The sequence below is a fragment of the Streptomyces sp. NPDC012794 genome (assembly GCF_042901085.1).
Classification (GTDB): Bacteria; Actinomycetota; Actinomycetes; order Streptomycetales; family Streptomycetaceae; genus Streptomyces.
The window spans coordinates 301,722-316,632 of record NZ_JBIBCI010000001.1 but is presented as its reverse complement, the minus strand read 5'-3'; the positions used below and the strand labels follow the sequence as shown (position 1 = coordinate 316,632).

The 14,911-nt window shown below is 70.9% G+C and carries 11 protein-coding genes; 6 read left to right on the top strand and 5 right to left on the bottom strand.

What is annotated here, in order from left to right; translation table 11 throughout:
* Positions 1 to 24: 24 nt before the first annotated feature.
* From ACFY7H_RS01465 to ACFY7H_RS01450, 4 genes are all read right to left on the bottom strand, one after another.
* Positions 25 to 1,404 (bottom strand): glycoside hydrolase, encoded by a 1,380-nt coding sequence (locus ACFY7H_RS01465; protein WP_388931416.1) that lies wholly within the window; start codon positions 1,402 to 1,404, stop codon positions 25 to 27.
* 36 nt (positions 1,405 to 1,440) lie between these two features.
* On the bottom strand, positions 1,441 to 2,271 hold the full coding sequence (locus tag ACFY7H_RS01460; RefSeq protein ID WP_388931414.1) for a carbohydrate ABC transporter permease: 831 nt from the start codon (positions 2,269 to 2,271) through the stop codon (positions 1,441 to 1,443).
* Positions 2,268 to 3,173, bottom strand: coding sequence for a carbohydrate ABC transporter permease (locus ACFY7H_RS01455; protein ID WP_388932234.1), 906 nt, complete (start codon positions 3,171 to 3,173; stop codon positions 2,268 to 2,270). The genes ACFY7H_RS01460 and ACFY7H_RS01455 overlap by 4 nt, the downstream gene beginning before the upstream one ends.
* 76 nt (positions 3,174 to 3,249) lie before the next feature.
* Complete coding sequence (locus ACFY7H_RS01450; protein ID WP_388931412.1) at positions 3,250 to 4,542, bottom strand: extracellular solute-binding protein; 1,293 nt, start codon at positions 4,540 to 4,542, stop codon at positions 3,250 to 3,252.
* 275 nt (positions 4,543 to 4,817) lie between these two features.
* Between ACFY7H_RS01450 and ACFY7H_RS01445 the strand changes: the two genes are divergently transcribed.
* From ACFY7H_RS01445 to ACFY7H_RS01435, 3 genes are read left to right on the top strand one after another with little or no spacing between them, the layout of a single operon-like run.
* Positions 4,818 to 5,831, top strand: coding sequence for a LacI family DNA-binding transcriptional regulator (locus ACFY7H_RS01445; protein ID WP_388931410.1), 1,014 nt, complete (start codon positions 4,818 to 4,820; stop codon positions 5,829 to 5,831).
* A gap of 9 nt (positions 5,832 to 5,840) precedes the next feature.
* Complete coding sequence (locus tag ACFY7H_RS01440; RefSeq protein ID WP_388931407.1) at positions 5,841 to 8,060, top strand: glycoside hydrolase family 3 N-terminal domain-containing protein; 2,220 nt, start codon at positions 5,841 to 5,843, stop codon at positions 8,058 to 8,060.
* Positions 8,057 to 9,583, top strand: a complete 1,527-nt coding sequence (locus ACFY7H_RS01435) for a family 43 glycosylhydrolase (RefSeq protein WP_388931405.1) — start codon at positions 8,057 to 8,059, stop codon at positions 9,581 to 9,583. The genes ACFY7H_RS01440 and ACFY7H_RS01435 overlap by 4 nt, the downstream gene beginning before the upstream one ends.
* 178 nt (positions 9,584 to 9,761) lie before the next feature.
* Here the strand turns inward: ACFY7H_RS01435 and ACFY7H_RS01430 are convergent, their stop codons facing one another.
* Entirely contained in the window at positions 9,762 to 10,793 is a 1,032-nt protein-coding gene (locus tag ACFY7H_RS01430; RefSeq protein ID WP_388931402.1) for a LacI family DNA-binding transcriptional regulator, read from the bottom strand.
* 270 nt (positions 10,794 to 11,063) lie between these two features.
* Here ACFY7H_RS01430 and ACFY7H_RS01425 point away from each other — a divergent pair, with 270 nt between their 5' ends.
* The 3 genes from ACFY7H_RS01425 (at position 11,064) to ACFY7H_RS01415 (ending at position 14,841) form a co-directional block, all read left to right on the top strand.
* Positions 11,064 to 12,035: a glycoside hydrolase family 6 protein gene (locus ACFY7H_RS01425; RefSeq protein WP_388931400.1), complete on the top strand. Its 972-nt coding sequence runs from the start codon at positions 11,064 to 11,066 to the stop codon at positions 12,033 to 12,035.
* A gap of 354 nt (positions 12,036 to 12,389) precedes the next feature.
* A complete protein-coding gene (locus tag ACFY7H_RS01420) occupies positions 12,390 to 13,841 on the top strand; it encodes an endo-1,4-beta-xylanase (protein ID WP_388931398.1) in 1,452 nt (483 codons plus the stop codon).
* Positions 13,842 to 13,869: 28 nt separating this feature from the next.
* On the top strand, positions 13,870 to 14,841 hold the full coding sequence (locus ACFY7H_RS01415; protein ID WP_388931395.1) for an alpha/beta hydrolase family esterase: 972 nt from the start codon (positions 13,870 to 13,872) through the stop codon (positions 14,839 to 14,841).
* The last annotated feature ends 70 nt before the right edge of the window (positions 14,842 to 14,911 follow it).

Below are 14,911 nucleotides of genomic sequence, written 5' to 3'. Positions count from 1 at the left end.
GTGGCTCCTCGGGGTGCGGGCGGTTCAGTCGAGGACGATCGTGGTGAGCGCGCGCGGGGCGAGTGTCGCCGTGAGGGTCGTGCCGTGCGTGGAGACGACGTCGGCCGGGGTGATCGAGCGGGTTCCGTCGGTGACGTAGCCGTCGGGGTGCCGGTCGTGCGCGCCGCGGAGGGAGAACGCGGCGGAGCTTTCGGTGGTCGCGGTGTTGAGGATCTCGATCACGCGGCTGCCGTCGGTGTTGCGGAAGGCCGTGATCTTCAGTGCCTGGTCGGCGTGCGTGACCGGAACGCGTACGGCGCCGGGCCGGATGAAGCGGCTGAAGGCGGCCAGGGCCCAGTACCGCTTGGACACCCGGTAGTCGTCACCTGGGTCGGCGAGCTGGATGAGCCCCCGGGTCGCGCCGAGGGAGGCGCCGGTCCAGTAGACGTAGGCACTGGCGTTGCCGGTGGTCAGGGTGTTCTGGATGTCGGCGGCGACGGCGAGACCGTCGTAGCCGCTGCCGTCGTCCCAGTTCTCGTTCCAGGTGGCCCCGTCCGGGGACCATTCCGACATCCACACGGGTTTGCCGGTCGGCTGCGGGACGGCTGTCGGGCCGCTGTAGCGGTGGCCGGTGACGGTCCGCACGGACCTGGCGGCGGCGGGGTCCGCCTCGATGGCCCGGGTGTAGGCGACCTGCCGGTCCCAGCCGGCGGCGTCGCAGCAGACCAGCCCGGTCTTCAGTCCGGACGCGCGGACGGCCGGCCCGAGCACCTTGAGGAAGTCGACGGCCTGCCGCGGGGTGAACCGCATCGAGGCGTAGGCCGCCGTCCAGTCGGGTTCGTTGGTGAATCCCAGGTCGGTGATCCCGATGCCTTCCTGCCGGTAGAACTTCGCGTACTGCACGAGGTAGTCCGCGTAGGCCTGGCGCCATGCGGGCCGCAGCTCGCCGCCGTCGTTCTCGCTCCCGTTGGTCTTCATGAAGGCCGGGGCGCTCCAGGCGTCGGCGTAGAACCGTTCGACGCCGTAGGACTTGGCCTCCTTGGCGAGCCAGACCTGGCCGCCGTCCCAGCCGTCCCAGACGTACTCCGGTGGGGCGTCCGGGCCGCCGGGATCGGCCGGCAGGATCGTCGGCATGTGGTCGTAGACCCTGTCGGTCGACGACCCGATGCCCAGGCGCAGGATCGACAGGCCCGCGCCCTTGTCCTTGCTGAGCAGCAGGTCGAGTACTTCGCGCCGCTTGGCCGGGCCGAGACCGCGCGCGCCGTGCAGCAGGTCGGCCCGCTGGAAGGCCATCGAGAAGCCGAATCCGTCGATGGGCTGGAGCGCCGTGCGGAAGTCGATGGCGTCGCGCGCGGGGGCGGCCACGGCCGTCGCCGATGTTAGCGCTAACAAAAATGGCAGTGCGAGTGCGGTCAGGCGTTTCACGATGTCTCCTCGGGGGTGGAGGTCGCGCGGGACGGGTCAGCCCTTGGTGGCGCCCGCGGTGAGGCCGCCGATCAGCTGCCGCTCGGCGACGGCGTAGAACGCGAGGGCGGGGACCATGGCGAGCACGATGTAGGCGAGGACGAGTGCGTAGTCGGTCGAGTACTGGCCCTGGAACTGCTGGACTCCGACCGGGATCGTCTGCCATTTCGGGTCGTTGAAGACCAGCAGCGGCAGGAAGAAGTTGTTCCAGCTCGCGACGATCGCCAGCACCGACACCGTGCCGAGCGCCGGACGGGCCATCGGCAGCAGGATCTTCCAGAAGAAGCGGAATTTGCCGCAGCCGTCCATGACGGCAGCCTCCTCGACCTCCGCCGGGATGGTCCGGAAGAAGCCGCGCAGAATGATGATCGTCATGGGGAGCCCGAAGGCCGCCTGCGGGAGGATCACCCCGAGCGGGTTGTCGAGCAGTCCGAAGGTGCGCAGCAGCAGGAACAACGGCAGTACGGCCACCGCGAACGGGAACATGAGCCCGATCGTGAACAGCGTGTAGAACAGCTCCCGGCCCCGGAAGGCGTAGCGGGCCAGGACGAACGCCGCCATCGCGGACGCCGCCACCGTGCAGCACGTCGTGCCGATCGCGATGCCCGCACTGTTGGCGATCTGCCGCCAGAACATCCCGTCGCCGAGGATGCCGGTGTAGTTGGCGGTCTCCCAGTGCTCCGGCAGCCCGAACGGGTTGGTCGTCAGCTCTCCGGTGCTCTTGAACCCGGAGATCACCGCGTACACCAGCGGCACGACGACGAACGCGCCGATCAGCCAGACCACGGCGTGCAGCGACAGGCCCCGTACCGTCCTGCGGGCGTTCATCGGCCGCCTCCCGAGGTGATGGCCCCGCTCAGGTCACGGCGGAGCACGTAGCGCTGGTAGAAGAGGGAGAAGACCAGGCTGATCATGAACAGCACCACGCTGATCGCACTGGCGTAGCCGACCTGGTAGCGCTTGAAGCCGAACTGGAACATCGAGATGGCCATCGTCTCGGAGGAGTGGTTGGGCCCGCCCGCCGTCATGACCCAGACGAGGTCGAAGAGCTGGATGGCCCCGATGATCGAGAGGAAGACACTGATCCGGATCGTCGGCCCGAGCAGCGGAAGCGTCACGTTCCGGAAGCGCTGCCAGGCGCCGGCGCCGTCGATGGAGGCGGCTTCGAGGATCTCGGCCGGAATGCCCTGCAGGCCGGCGAGGAAGAGCATCATGTGGAACCCGAAGTACTTCCAGGTCATGACCACGAACAGGGTCGGCATGACCGTCGAGGGATCGGCGAGCCACTTGCCCTGCAGCCCCTCCAGGCCGAGGAGACCGGCGAGGTGGTCGGCCATGCCGGCACCGGGAAGGAAGATCATCGTGAAGAGGACCGCCGTGACCACCTCGGACAGGATGTACGGCGCGAAGAACAGCGCCCGGTAGACGGCCCGGCCCCGCAGCCGCTGGTTGAGCAGGACCGCGGTGAACAGCGCGAAGGGCAACTGCACCGTGACCGACAGGACGATCAGGTACAGCCCGCGCCCGAGGTCGCCGAGGAAGACCTGGTCGCCGAAGAGCCTGGCGTAGTTCCCGAAGCCGGCGAAGTCGTCCATGGGTCCGACCCCGCCCCACGTGAAGAAGCCGGTCCAGACGGCGACCGCGATCGGTGCGAGGACGAAGACGAGGAAGAGGACCAGGGCCGGGACGAGGAACCAGGCGACCGACGCCCAGCTTCCCGGCCCGCGCAGGAGCGACCGTACGGGGGCGGGCGGGCGCACCGGCCCGGCGTCCCGCGTCCGCTCCTCGGTCAGGGTGGACACGGGGCTAGGCACCCTTCGCAGCCTCGGTGATCGACTTGGTGACCTGCTCGGGCGTCTTCTTGCCCGCGATGAGGTCGGCCACGCTGTCGTTGACCTCCTGGCCCACCGCGGGCGGGTAGGCCTGGTCGAGGAAGAGCTGGAAGCCCGTCGCCTTCACCAGGCTGTCGGCCACCACCTTCCTGTTGGGCTCGGTGAGCCGGCTTTCCGCGCCCTTGACCACCGGCAGGTAGCCGTTGGAGGCCAGCAGTCTGGACTCGTTCTCCAGGACGAAGAACTTCAGGAAGTCCAGCGCCTCCTTCGGGGCGCCCTTGCGCAGAGCGAACCCGCTGCCACCGCCCAACACCTCGGTCACCTGGCCGACGCCGCCTTCGACCGCCGGGAAGGGGAAGAAACCCAGGTCCGCTCCGAGGTCCGCGCCCGCGTCCTTCTGCACCGACGGCGCCCACTGCCCCATCAGCTCCATGGCGGCCTTGCCGTTGCCCATGGTCGCGGCCTGGCCGCCGGGGGTGGAGTAGCCGGCGCCGAGGAAACCCGTCTGGAACGGCTGGAGGTCGACCAGCTCCTTGAGGTGGGCACCGGCCCGGACGAAGCCGGCCCCGGTGAAGTCCTTGGCGGTCGCCGCCCGCTGGAGCGCGGGGAGGCCGGCGACGCGCATCGCGAGGTAGGCCCAGTAGTAGTGGCCCGGCCATTTCTCCTTGCCCGCGAGGGCGATCGGAGTGACGCCCGCCGCCTTGAGCTTCCTGACGTCTTCGAGGAACTCGGCCCAGGTGGCCGGCGGAGTGGTGATCCCGGCCTGGACGAAGAGCTTCTTGTTGTACCAGAAGCCGACCATGCCGATGTCGTACGGCACCGCGTAGGTCCGGCCCTCGAACTGGTAGGCCTGCAGCGAGACCGGGGTGAGCTCGGACGACCAGCCGAACGCCTCGGTGAGGTCCTCGACCAGCCCCGCGTCGACCTGCTGCCGCAGCACGCCGCCGCCCCAGGTCTGGAAGACGTCGGGAAGTTTGCCCGAGGAAGTGCCGGCCGTCAGCTTGGACTTGAAGGCCTCGTTCTCCAACGAGGTGGTCTTGATCGTGATGTTCGGGTGAGCGGTCGTGAACGCCGAGGAGATCTGCGGGAACAGGGACTTGCCCGGCTCCGTCGTGGCGATGTTCCACCACGCGAAGGACATTTTGCCGCCGGCCGCCGACCCCGGGCCGGAGCCACCGCCGCCGCAGGCCGCGGTGAGCGGGACGGACAGAGCGGTCAGGCCCGAGAGCGCGAGGAAGGTTCGTCGACTCGGGGATGTGCTGGCCATGGGACCTCCGGGGTGGGGAATGCCGGTTCGGGTCGGTCGGTACGGGGCGCTCGGTGCCCGTCGCTGGTTCAGCCGGTTCGAAAATCTTTCGTAACATTCTCGAATTGACGCTGCCACAAACTAGGAACGTGAAGGCTCACGGTCAAGCCTTCTTACCGAATTTCCTTCAGCAGCAAGCCTCTTGTTGCTTGACAACCCGGTCATGCCGCCCGGAGACTCATCGAAAGTTTGCGATACCTGTCGCCCACCCAAGGCGTCCGCGCGGAGGAGAGAAGTTGAGCGAGCAGCGCCCGACCCTGGCCGTCATCGCCGCTGAGGCGGGGGTCTCCCAGGCCACCGTGTCCAAGGTGGTCAACGGCCGCTCCGACGTCGCACCCGCGACACGCGAACGGATCGAGGGCCTGCTGCGCTCCCACAACTACCTCCACCCCGGCGCGCAGGCCAGGGCCCGCAGGTCCGGCCTGGTCGACCTGATCATCGGCGGCCTGGACAGCGCGTGGGCGGTGGAGATACTGCGCGGCGTCGAGGCCGAGTGCGCCCGGCGCAGCGTCGGCACCGTCGTGTCGCTCGTCCCGCCGGGCGAGGCCACGCCTTCGAGCTGGGCCGCGCTGCCGGTCCTGCACCACAGCGACGGCGTCATCCTCGTCACCGCCTCGGTCACCCAGGCCCAGCGCGCCCAGATCGAACAGGCCGGGGTGGCGCTGGTCGTCATCGACCCGATCGACCTGCCGGGCAACGGTGTGCCGAGCATCGGCGCGACCAACTGGGCGGGTGGCCTCGCCGCCACCGAGCACCTGCTGGAGCTGGGGCACCGCCGGATCGCCGCGATCGGCGGGCGCAAGGAGATGCTCTGCAGCCAGGCCCGCATCGACGGGTACCGCGCCGCGCTGGAGCGGGCCGGGATCGAGGTCGACCGCGACCTGATCCGGTTCGGCGACTTCCAGCACGAGGGCGGCTTCCGGCGAGCCCGGGAACTGCTCGCCCTCCCCGAACCGCCGACCGCCGTCTTCGCCGGGAGCGACCAGCAGGCGATGGGCGTCTACGAAGCCGCCCGGCAGGCCGGGCTGAGCGTCCCGCGGGACCTCAGCGTGGTCGGCTTCGACGACCTGCCGATGTGCGAATGGCTGTCACCGCCGCTGACGACGGTCCGCCAGCCACTGGAGGAGATGGGCCGGCTCGCCGCCCGCACCCTTTTCCAGCTCCTGGACGGCCAGCCCCTGGTCAGCCCCCGGATGGAGCTCTCGACCGAGCTCAAGGTCCGGCTCTCCACCGCCCCGCCACGTTCCTAGGAGAACTCCTTGACCGAGCCCTGGCGTGACCCCCTCCTGCCCGTGTCCGTACGAGTCGCCGATCTGCTGAAACGGATGACGCTGGAGGAGAAGGCGGGTCAGCTCGCCGGCTTCTGGGCGCTGCCCTCGGATCCGGGGGCACCCGTCGCTCCGATGGAGGACGACTCCGGCGAGCCCGCGCCCGGCCTCGACGACGTCGTCGCCCACGGCCTCGGCCAGCTCACCCGGGTGTTCGGCACCGCGCCGATCACCGCGGAAGCCGGAATGGAGCGGCTCGCCTCGCTCCAGCGGCGGGTGACCGGAGCCGGCCGGTTCGGGATACCGGCGATCGCCCACGAGGAGTGCCTGACCGGGTTCATGACGTTCGGAGCGACGGTCTTCCCCGGTCCACTGGCCTGGGGCGCCTCCTTCGACCCCGGGCTCGTGCGCCGGATGGCCGCCGCCATCGGCGCGGGGATGCGGCGGGTCGGCGTCCACCAGGGGCTGGCGCCGGTGCTCGACGTGGTCCGCGACTACCGGTGGGGCAGGACCGAGGAGTGCATCGGCGAGGACCCCTACCTCGTCGGAGCGATCGGCACCGCCTACGTGCAGGGGTTGGAGGGTGCCGGGATCGTGGCGACCCTCAAGCACTTCGCCGGGTACTCGGCCTCGCGCGGCGGCCGGAACATGGCTCCCGTCGCCTCGGGACCGCGCGAGTTCGCCGACGTACTGGTCGAGCCCTTCGTACGGGCACTGCGCGAGGGGGGCGCCCGGTCGGTGATGAACAGTTACACCGACGTGGACGGCGTCCCGGTGGCCGCCGACCAGGGGCTGCTGACCGAACTGCTCAGGGACGGGCTCGGATTCGGCGGTGTGGTCGTCGCCGACTACTACGCCGTCTCCTTCCTGGAGACCCGGCACGGTGTCGCCGGATCGCGGGGCGCGGCCGGCGCGCTGGCGCTGACCGCCGGGATCGACGTCGAACTGCCCACGGCCCGGTGCTACGGCGAACCGCTCACCGCACTCGTACGGGCGGGAAGCGTGCCCGAGGAGCTCATCGACCGGGCCGCGGAACGGGTCCTGCTCCAGAAGGCCGGGCTCGGCCTGCTCGACCCCGACTGGGAACCCCTCAAGCCCGAGCCGGTCGACCTCGACCCGCCGGAGAACCGGGCCCTGGCCAGGCTCCTGGCCGAGCGGTCCACCGTACTGCTCGCCAACGACGGCATCCTGCCGCTGCGTCCGTGCCGGGTCGCGATCAGCGGGCCCCACGCCGACGACCCCCAGTCCTTCCTCGGCTGCTACTCCTTCCCCAACCACGTCGCGCTGCCCGGTGACCTCGGGCTGGAGATCCCGACGCTCGGCGAGGCGCTCACCGCCGCCGGGTTCACGGTCACCGCGGACGATCCGGACGTGAACCTGCTCGTGCTCGGGGACCGGGCGGGCATGTTCGGCCGGGGCACCTCCGGAGAGGGCTGCGACGCCGAGACCCTCGACCTGCCCGGCGGCCAGGCGGCGCTCGCCTCCGCCGTCCTGGACTCGGAGGTGCCGACCGTCCTGGTCATCGTCTCCGGACGTCCCTACGCGCTCGGCGCGCTGGCCGAGCGCGCATCGGCCGTGGTGCAGGCCTTCTTCCCCGGCGAGGAGGGCGGGACGGCGCTGGCCCGGATCCTCAGCGGTGCCGCGGAACCGTCCGGGCGGCTGCCCGTCTCCATCCCCCGCCGGGCCGGCGGCCAGCCCGGCACCTACCTGCACGCCAGGCTCGGCGGGCGCACGGACTGGAGCTCGGTGGACCCGACCCCGCTGTTCCCGTTCGGGCACGGGCTGAGCTGGACCAGCTTCACCTGCTCGGAGCTCTCCGTGGATCCCGTCGCCGCGACGGACGGGGCCGTCGCCGTTTCGGTCACCGTACGCAACGTCGGCGAGGTGGCCGGGACCGAAGTGGTCCAGCTGTACCTCTCCGACCCCGTGGCGTCCGTCGTCCGGCCGCGGCGGTGGCTCGCCGGCTTCGCCCGGGTCGAACTACGGCCGGGCGCGGCCGCCCGGGTCACCTTCTCGGTCCATGCCGACCGGACCTCCTTCACCGGGCTCGACCTGCGCAGACGGGTGGAGCCCGGGGAGATCGGCGTGGCCGTCGGACGGTCCAGCGGTGATCTTCCGCTCCGGGGCTCCTTCGTCCTGGAGGGCCCCGTACGACACCCGGCGGCCGACCGGGTGCTGTCCGTGCCGGTCGAGATCGTCCCGGTGCCATGACCGGCTTCTCCGGCGATCCCGTGCTGCCCGGGTTCCGGCCCGACCCGTCCGTCTGCCGGGTGGGGGCGGACTACTACCTGGTGACGTCCAGCTTCGAATGGTTCCCGGGCCTTCCGGTGTTCCACAGCCGCGACCTCGTGAACTGGCGGCGCATCGGCTCCGCGCTGGACCGGCCGTCCCAGCTCGGCCTCGACGGGTGCGAGCCCTCCCGGGGCCTGTTCGCACCGACGATCCGGCACCATGACGGGGTCTTCCACCTCGTGTGCACGCTGATGGACGGACCCGGCCATTTCGTCGTCACGGCGACGGACCCGGCGGGGCCGTGGTCGGAGCCCCACTGGCTGGAGGGTAAGGGCTTCGATCCGTCGCTGTTCTTCGACGAAGGGCCGGACGCCGGCGACGGGAACGGCGACGGCGACGGCGACGGCGACGGCGACGGCGAGAACGGGAACGGCCGGGGCGGCGGCCGGGCCTGGTTCACGGCCGCACGAGTCGTGGACGAAGCCGCGGGCCGCACCGAGATCTGGATGCGCGAGTACCTCCCCCGCGAACGACGGCTGACGGGACCGGAGCACATCCTGTGGTCGGGAAGCCACGCCGGCGCCCGGTGGTCGGAAGCCCCGCACCTCTACAGGACCGGCGGCGGCTACCTCCTGGTCACCGCCGAGGGCGGCACCGATGTGGACCACAGCGTGGTGGCCGCCCGCGCCGACCGGGTGACCGGCCCCTACGAGGGCGTCCCCGGCAATCCGGTGCTACCGCCCGCCACGGGTCCGGTCACCTGCACCGGGCACGCCGACCTCGTCCGGACCCCGGACGGCGACTGGCGGGCCGTCCTCCTGGGCGTCCGCCCCGGCTCCGCCCTCGGCCGCGAGACCTTCCTCAGCCGGATCGGCTGGGACGCGGGCCGGCCGGTCTTCTCCCCCGTCGTCCACACCGGCCCCCGCCGCCCCGTCCACGAGGACTTCGCCACGCTCTCCGCGGACTGGAGCTGCCTGCGCACACCGCCGGAGCGGTTCTGGACCACCGGCGACGGGCTCCGCCTCCGGCTGCGCCCGGAGCGCCTCGGCGAACGCGCCACCCCGTCGCTCCTGGCCCGCCCCCAGGAACAGCCCGACTGCGACGTCTCCACCGAACTGCGCTTCACCCCCGCCGCACCGGGTGAAGAGGCGGGCCTCGCCGTCGTCGTTGACGACGACGCGCACCTCCTCTTCCTCCGCACCGCGGAAGGGCTCAGCCTCCGCCGCGGGGCCGAGGTCCTGGCGGACGTTCCCGTCGCCCCGGGCCCCGTCCGCCTGGGGGTCCGCATCCGCGGCTTCGGCCACACCTTCGCCCACGCGGTCCCCGAGGGAACCTGGCAGGACCTCACCACCGTCGAAGCCACCTTCCTCACCCCGCTGTTCACCAGCGTCCAGCTCGGGCTCTACGCCACCTCCAACGGCCGTCCCTCCACCAACCGGGCCCACTTCACGGGGTTCGACATCACGTACCCGAACCCACAGGAACCGCCGGGCAGGCCCTGACCCCGCCGGCCGGTGACGGCTCGTCCCCGACGGTGCCAGACGCATCCGGAACGCCGCCAGCGGGCTCGTCCTCGGCATCCGGGACACGCCCACCGCGGACGGCGGCCTCGCCGCCCTCTGGGACGACAGCGGCACCGCCGACCACCTGTGGCGCTTCATCCGACCCGCCCCGTACCGGTCAGGCGGGCGCGGACGGACCGGGGGCGGACGCGCGCACCGTCAGGCGGGTCGGGAGGATCAACGGGCTGGGGCGGTGTCCTTCGATGGCCCTGACCAGCATCCTGGCCATCTCCTGCCCCAGTGCCCGTACCGGCTGATGGACCGTGGTCAGCGGAGGGCTGGTGTGCCGGGCGCTCGCCAGGTCGTTGAAGCCGATCACCGCGACGTCCTCGGGCACCCGGAGCCCTTGTTCCCGCAGGGTGCGCAGGGCGCCGATGGCCATCGCGTCGGAGGCCGCGAACACCGCGTCGGCATCGGGGTGTGCCCGCAGCAGCCGCTCCATCGCCTGGGAACCGCCCTCCTCGGTGAACTGTCCGGGCTCGACCCCGAGCAGCGGCAGGCCCGACAGGGTCAGACCGTCGGTGAACCCCTGTTCCCGCGCGACCGCGGCCCTGGTGTCCACCTGGCCGGTGATCATGACGGGCCGTCGGCGGCCCGTGCGCGCGAAGTGCTCGGCGGCCAGGCGGGCACCGCCCCGGTTGTCGGCGTCCACGTACCACGTGGGCTCCCCGACGAGCGGGAGTCCGCCGAAGACGACGGGCAGATCGGCCTCCTCACCGAGGTGCCCCAGCGGATCGTCGCCCCGCAGAGCCATCAGCATGACGCCGTCGGCCCGGCGGGAACGCAGCAGCCGCTCGAACCTGTCCCGGCCGCGCGGGGTGTTGGCCAGCAGCAGGATCAGTTCCAGCTCGGTCTGTTCCAGCGCCGCGCTGACGCCGACGATGACCTCCGCGAAGAACGGGTCCGCGAACAGCCCCGGTTCGTCGCTGGCGACCGCCAGCACCACTGCTCCCACCCTGCGGGTAGCGAGGGCCTGCGCGGACTGATTCGGCACGAAACGCAGCTCGCGCACCGCCCGTTGGACGGCCTCCCGCTTGGCACGGCTGACGTTCGGGGCGTTGTTGATCACCCGGGAGGCCGCCGTGCGCGACACACCGGCGCGTGCGGCGACCTCGTCGAGAGTCGGCATGCGCTTGGGCGACGGCTCCATGGACGGACTGCTCCTCGGGCTCACGCGGACGGCGAACAGCGGCCATGATTCCACGCGCCGCCCGGGTTCGGACCTGCCCGTGAACGCCGTCCTCGGCCTGGATCCGGTAGCGCTTCCAACCCATGACGTCAGACCGGCCACCAACGGTACTTCCGCGTTCAACCTCTTGACACGCCCTGGCGGCGGCGCCAATCATCCCATCAGCGCGATCCGCCCCCCCATCAAAACTGGAAGCGCTTCCATTTCCTCACCCCCACCGGAGGAAGACCCATGCGCAAGTCCGTCCGAGCCGCGTCCGTCATGCTGGCCGGTGCGCTCACCGCCGGCCTCGCCCTGCTCAACGCCGGCCCCGCATACGCCGCCGACCCGACCACCATGACCAGCGGCTTCTACACCGACCCCGACAACTCCGCGCTCCGCTGGGCCAACGCGAACCCCGGCGACGGGCGGGCGGCGGCGATCCGGACCTCCATCGCCAACACCCCGGCAGCCCGCTGGTTCGGGAACTGGAGCGGCGACATCGCCGCCGCCACGGGCGCCTACGCCGGCCGCGCGGACTCCTCCGACAAGCTGCCGGTCCTGGTCGCCTACAACATCCCCAACCGCGACATCTGCGCCGGTCACTCCGGCGGCGGGGCCGGCAGCCGCGCCGCGTACGACGCCTGGATCGCCGCCTTCGCCAGTGGTATCGGCAGCCGCCCGGCCGTCGTCGTCCTCGAACCCGACGCGCTCGGCCACGAAAGCTGCATGACCCCCGCTCAGATCACGGAGCGCAACGCCATGCTGAAGAACGCGATCGCACAGTTCCGCGCCAAGGCACCCAACACCTGGGTCTACCTCGACGCCGGGAACCCCGGCTGGGTCGACGCCTCGACCATGGCGCGGCAGCTCGTCGCCGCCGGGGTCGGCGGGGCGCGCGGCTTCGCGCTGAACGTCTCCAACTACTTCACCACCGAACAGAACACCTCCTACGGCAACGCGGTCAACTCCGCCCTGCGCGCCTACGGCTACACCAAGCCGTTCGTCGTCGACACCAGCCGCAACGGCAACGGCTCCAACGGGCAGTGGTGCAACCCCGCCGGCCGCCGGATCGGTACGCCCACCCAGCGCGGCGGCGGTGCCGAGATGCTGCTGTGGATCAAGATCCCCGGCGAGTCCGACGGCGACTGCGGCGTCGGGGCCGGCTCCACGGCCGGTCAGTTCCTCCCGGAGGTCGCGTACAAGATGGTCTACGGCTACTGACCACGCTCTGATTCCACCCGGGCATTTCAGCCGCAGCCCCGGCCGAGCGATCCTCATCGAAATGTTTTCGATGAGGATCGTTCTATGAAAAGCGGCTATTGGACTATTCGGAGGGGCCCCGGATTCTCGAAACACTTACGAAACTCTTGACATGTTTCCGCGGTGTTTCCAGACTGAGGCCGAGGCGATACCCCCCGTCTGCGTCCGGGTGCCGGGTGCCGGCCTCAGATATTCACGCCCTGACGGCGAGCGTCCTTTTCAATGGATGCGGTCCTGGACGCGGGCGTCGTTCACGCGGATTCATTCCGCCGCGCTCCCATCCTTCCGTGGAATTTCTCTCCTGGAGGCTCTTTCATGGGCTCGAATGCCATTCCTCCGTCCGCCATTCCCCCGTCCGCCGTCCGCCGGAAGGCCGGCGTTCTCCGTACGGCGCTGGTCGCCGGCGTCCTCGGTTCGGCCGCCCTGCTGGTGGCTCCGCTGACCTCGCACGCCGCCGAAAGCACGCTCGGCGGCGCGGCGGCGCAGAGCGGCCGCTACTTCGGCACCGCCGTCGCCTCGGGCAGGCTGGGCGACCCGGCGTACACCTCGATCGCGGCCCGCGAGTTCAACATGGTGACGCCCGAGAACGAGATGAAGATCGACGCCACCGAACCCCAGCAGGGCCGGTTCGACTTCGCCGCGGGCGACCGCGTCTACAACTGGGCCGTGCAGAACGGCAAGAAGGTACGCGGCCACACCCTGGCCTGGCACTCTCAGCAGCCCGGCTGGATGCAGAACCTCAGCGGCAGCCCCCTGCGCCAGGCGATGACCAACCACATCAACGGCGTGATGGCCCACTACAAGGGCAAGATCGCCCAGTGGGACGTCGTGAACGAGGCCTTCGCCGACGGCAGTTCCGGCGCCCGGCGCGACTCCAACCTGCAGCGCACCGGCAACGACTGGATCGAGGCCGCCTTCCGCACCGCCCGCGCCGCCGACCCGGCCGCCAAGCTCTGCTACAACGACTACAACGTCGAGAACTGGACCTGGGCCAAGACGCAGGCCATGTACGCCATGGTCCGGGACTTCAAGCAGCGCGGAGTCCCGATCGACTGCGTCGGCTTCCAGGCCCACTTCAACAACGACAGCCCGTACAACGGCAACTTCCGCACCACCCTGCAGAGCTTCGCCGCCCTCGGCGTCGACGTGGCGGTCACCGAGCTCGACATCCAGGGCGCCTCGGCCACGACCTACGCCAACGTGACCAACGACTGCCTGGCCGTCCCGCGCTGCCTCGGCATCACCGTCTGGGGCGTGCGCGACACCGACTCCTGGCGGTCGGAGCAGACGCCGCTGCTGTTCGACGGCAACGGCAACAAGAAGCCCGCGTACACCTCCGTGCTCAACGCGCTCAACGCCGGCTCCTCCACCCCCACCCCCACGCCCGGCACCGGGCAGGTCAAGGGCGTCGGTTCGGGCCGCTGCCTCGACGTCCCCGGTTCCAGTACCACCGACGGCACCCAGCTCAACCTGTGGGACTGCAACAGCCGCTCCAACCAGCAGTGGTCGTACACCGCCGGGGGTGAGCTCAGGGTCTACGGCGACAAGTGCCTGGACGCCGCCGGCACCGGCAACGGCACCAAGGTCCAGATCTACAGCTGCTGGGGCGGCGACAACCAGAAGTGGCGCCTGAACTCGGACGGATCCATCGTCGGAGTCCAGTCCGGCCTCTGCCTGGACGCCGCCGGCAACGGCACCGCCAACGGCACCCTGATCCAGCTCTACGCCTGCTCGGGCGGCAGCAACCAGCGCTGGACCCGTACCTGACGACCCGCCACGGCGAAAGGGTGAACTGATGAAGACCCACGGTACGTCTTCCCCCGCCCCTGCGCGCACGCACCGCCGGTGGTCCCGTCTGGCCGCCGTGGTGGCGGCGACGCTCACGATCGGCATGCTCTCCGCGGTGCGGCCGGCGCCCTCCGAGGCGGCGACGGTGGACGGCAGCCGGCAAGCACAGACGATCAAGCTGTCGTCCAGCGGCGGATGCGGAAGCGCCCCGACGCTGGCCAGCGGTACGCACACGATCCAGAGCAGCGGCAAGAGCCGCAGCTTCATCCTCAGGGTTCCCGACAACTACTCCGGCAGCCGTCCCCACCGGCTGGTCTTCGCGTTCCACTGGCGGGGCGGAACCGCCCGCGACGTCGCCTCGGGCGGAACGAGCGGGAGCGCGTGGTCCTACTACGGCCAGCAGGAGCAGTCCGGCAACAGCGCGATCCTCGTCGCCCCCCAGGGCCTCGACAACGGCTGGGCCAATCCGCGCGGTGAGGACGTCACCTTCGTCGACGACATGATCCGGCGGATCGAGGGCGGCCTCTGCGTCAACACGGCGCAGCGTTTCGCCACCGGCTTCAGCTGGGGCGGCGGAATGAGCTACGCACTCGCGTGCACCCGGGCGCACGTCTTCAGGGCCGTCGCCGTCATCTCCGGCGCCGAGATCAGCGGGTGCGCCGGCGGCACCCAGCCCATCGCCTACTTCGGAATCCACGGCGTCGGCGACTCCGTCCTCGGCATCGCGCAGGGACGGTCCCTGCGCGACCGGTTCGTCCGCGACAACGGCTGCGCTGCCCAGAGCCCGCGCGAGCCCGCCCCGGGCAGCCGGACGCACATCACCACCACCTACTCGGGCTGCCGTGCCGGGTACCCGGTCCAGTGGGCCGCGTTCGACGGCGGCCACCTGCCCGGTCCGGTCGACGGCTCCCCCTACGAGAGCGGCGTCACCACCTGGACCAAGGGAGAGATCTGGAGGTTCTTCGCACAGTTCCGGTGAGTGACACGCCCGCGAAACCACGGGGTGGGGCCAGGATCGTCCTGACCCCACCCCTTCGTCGTCCACCGCG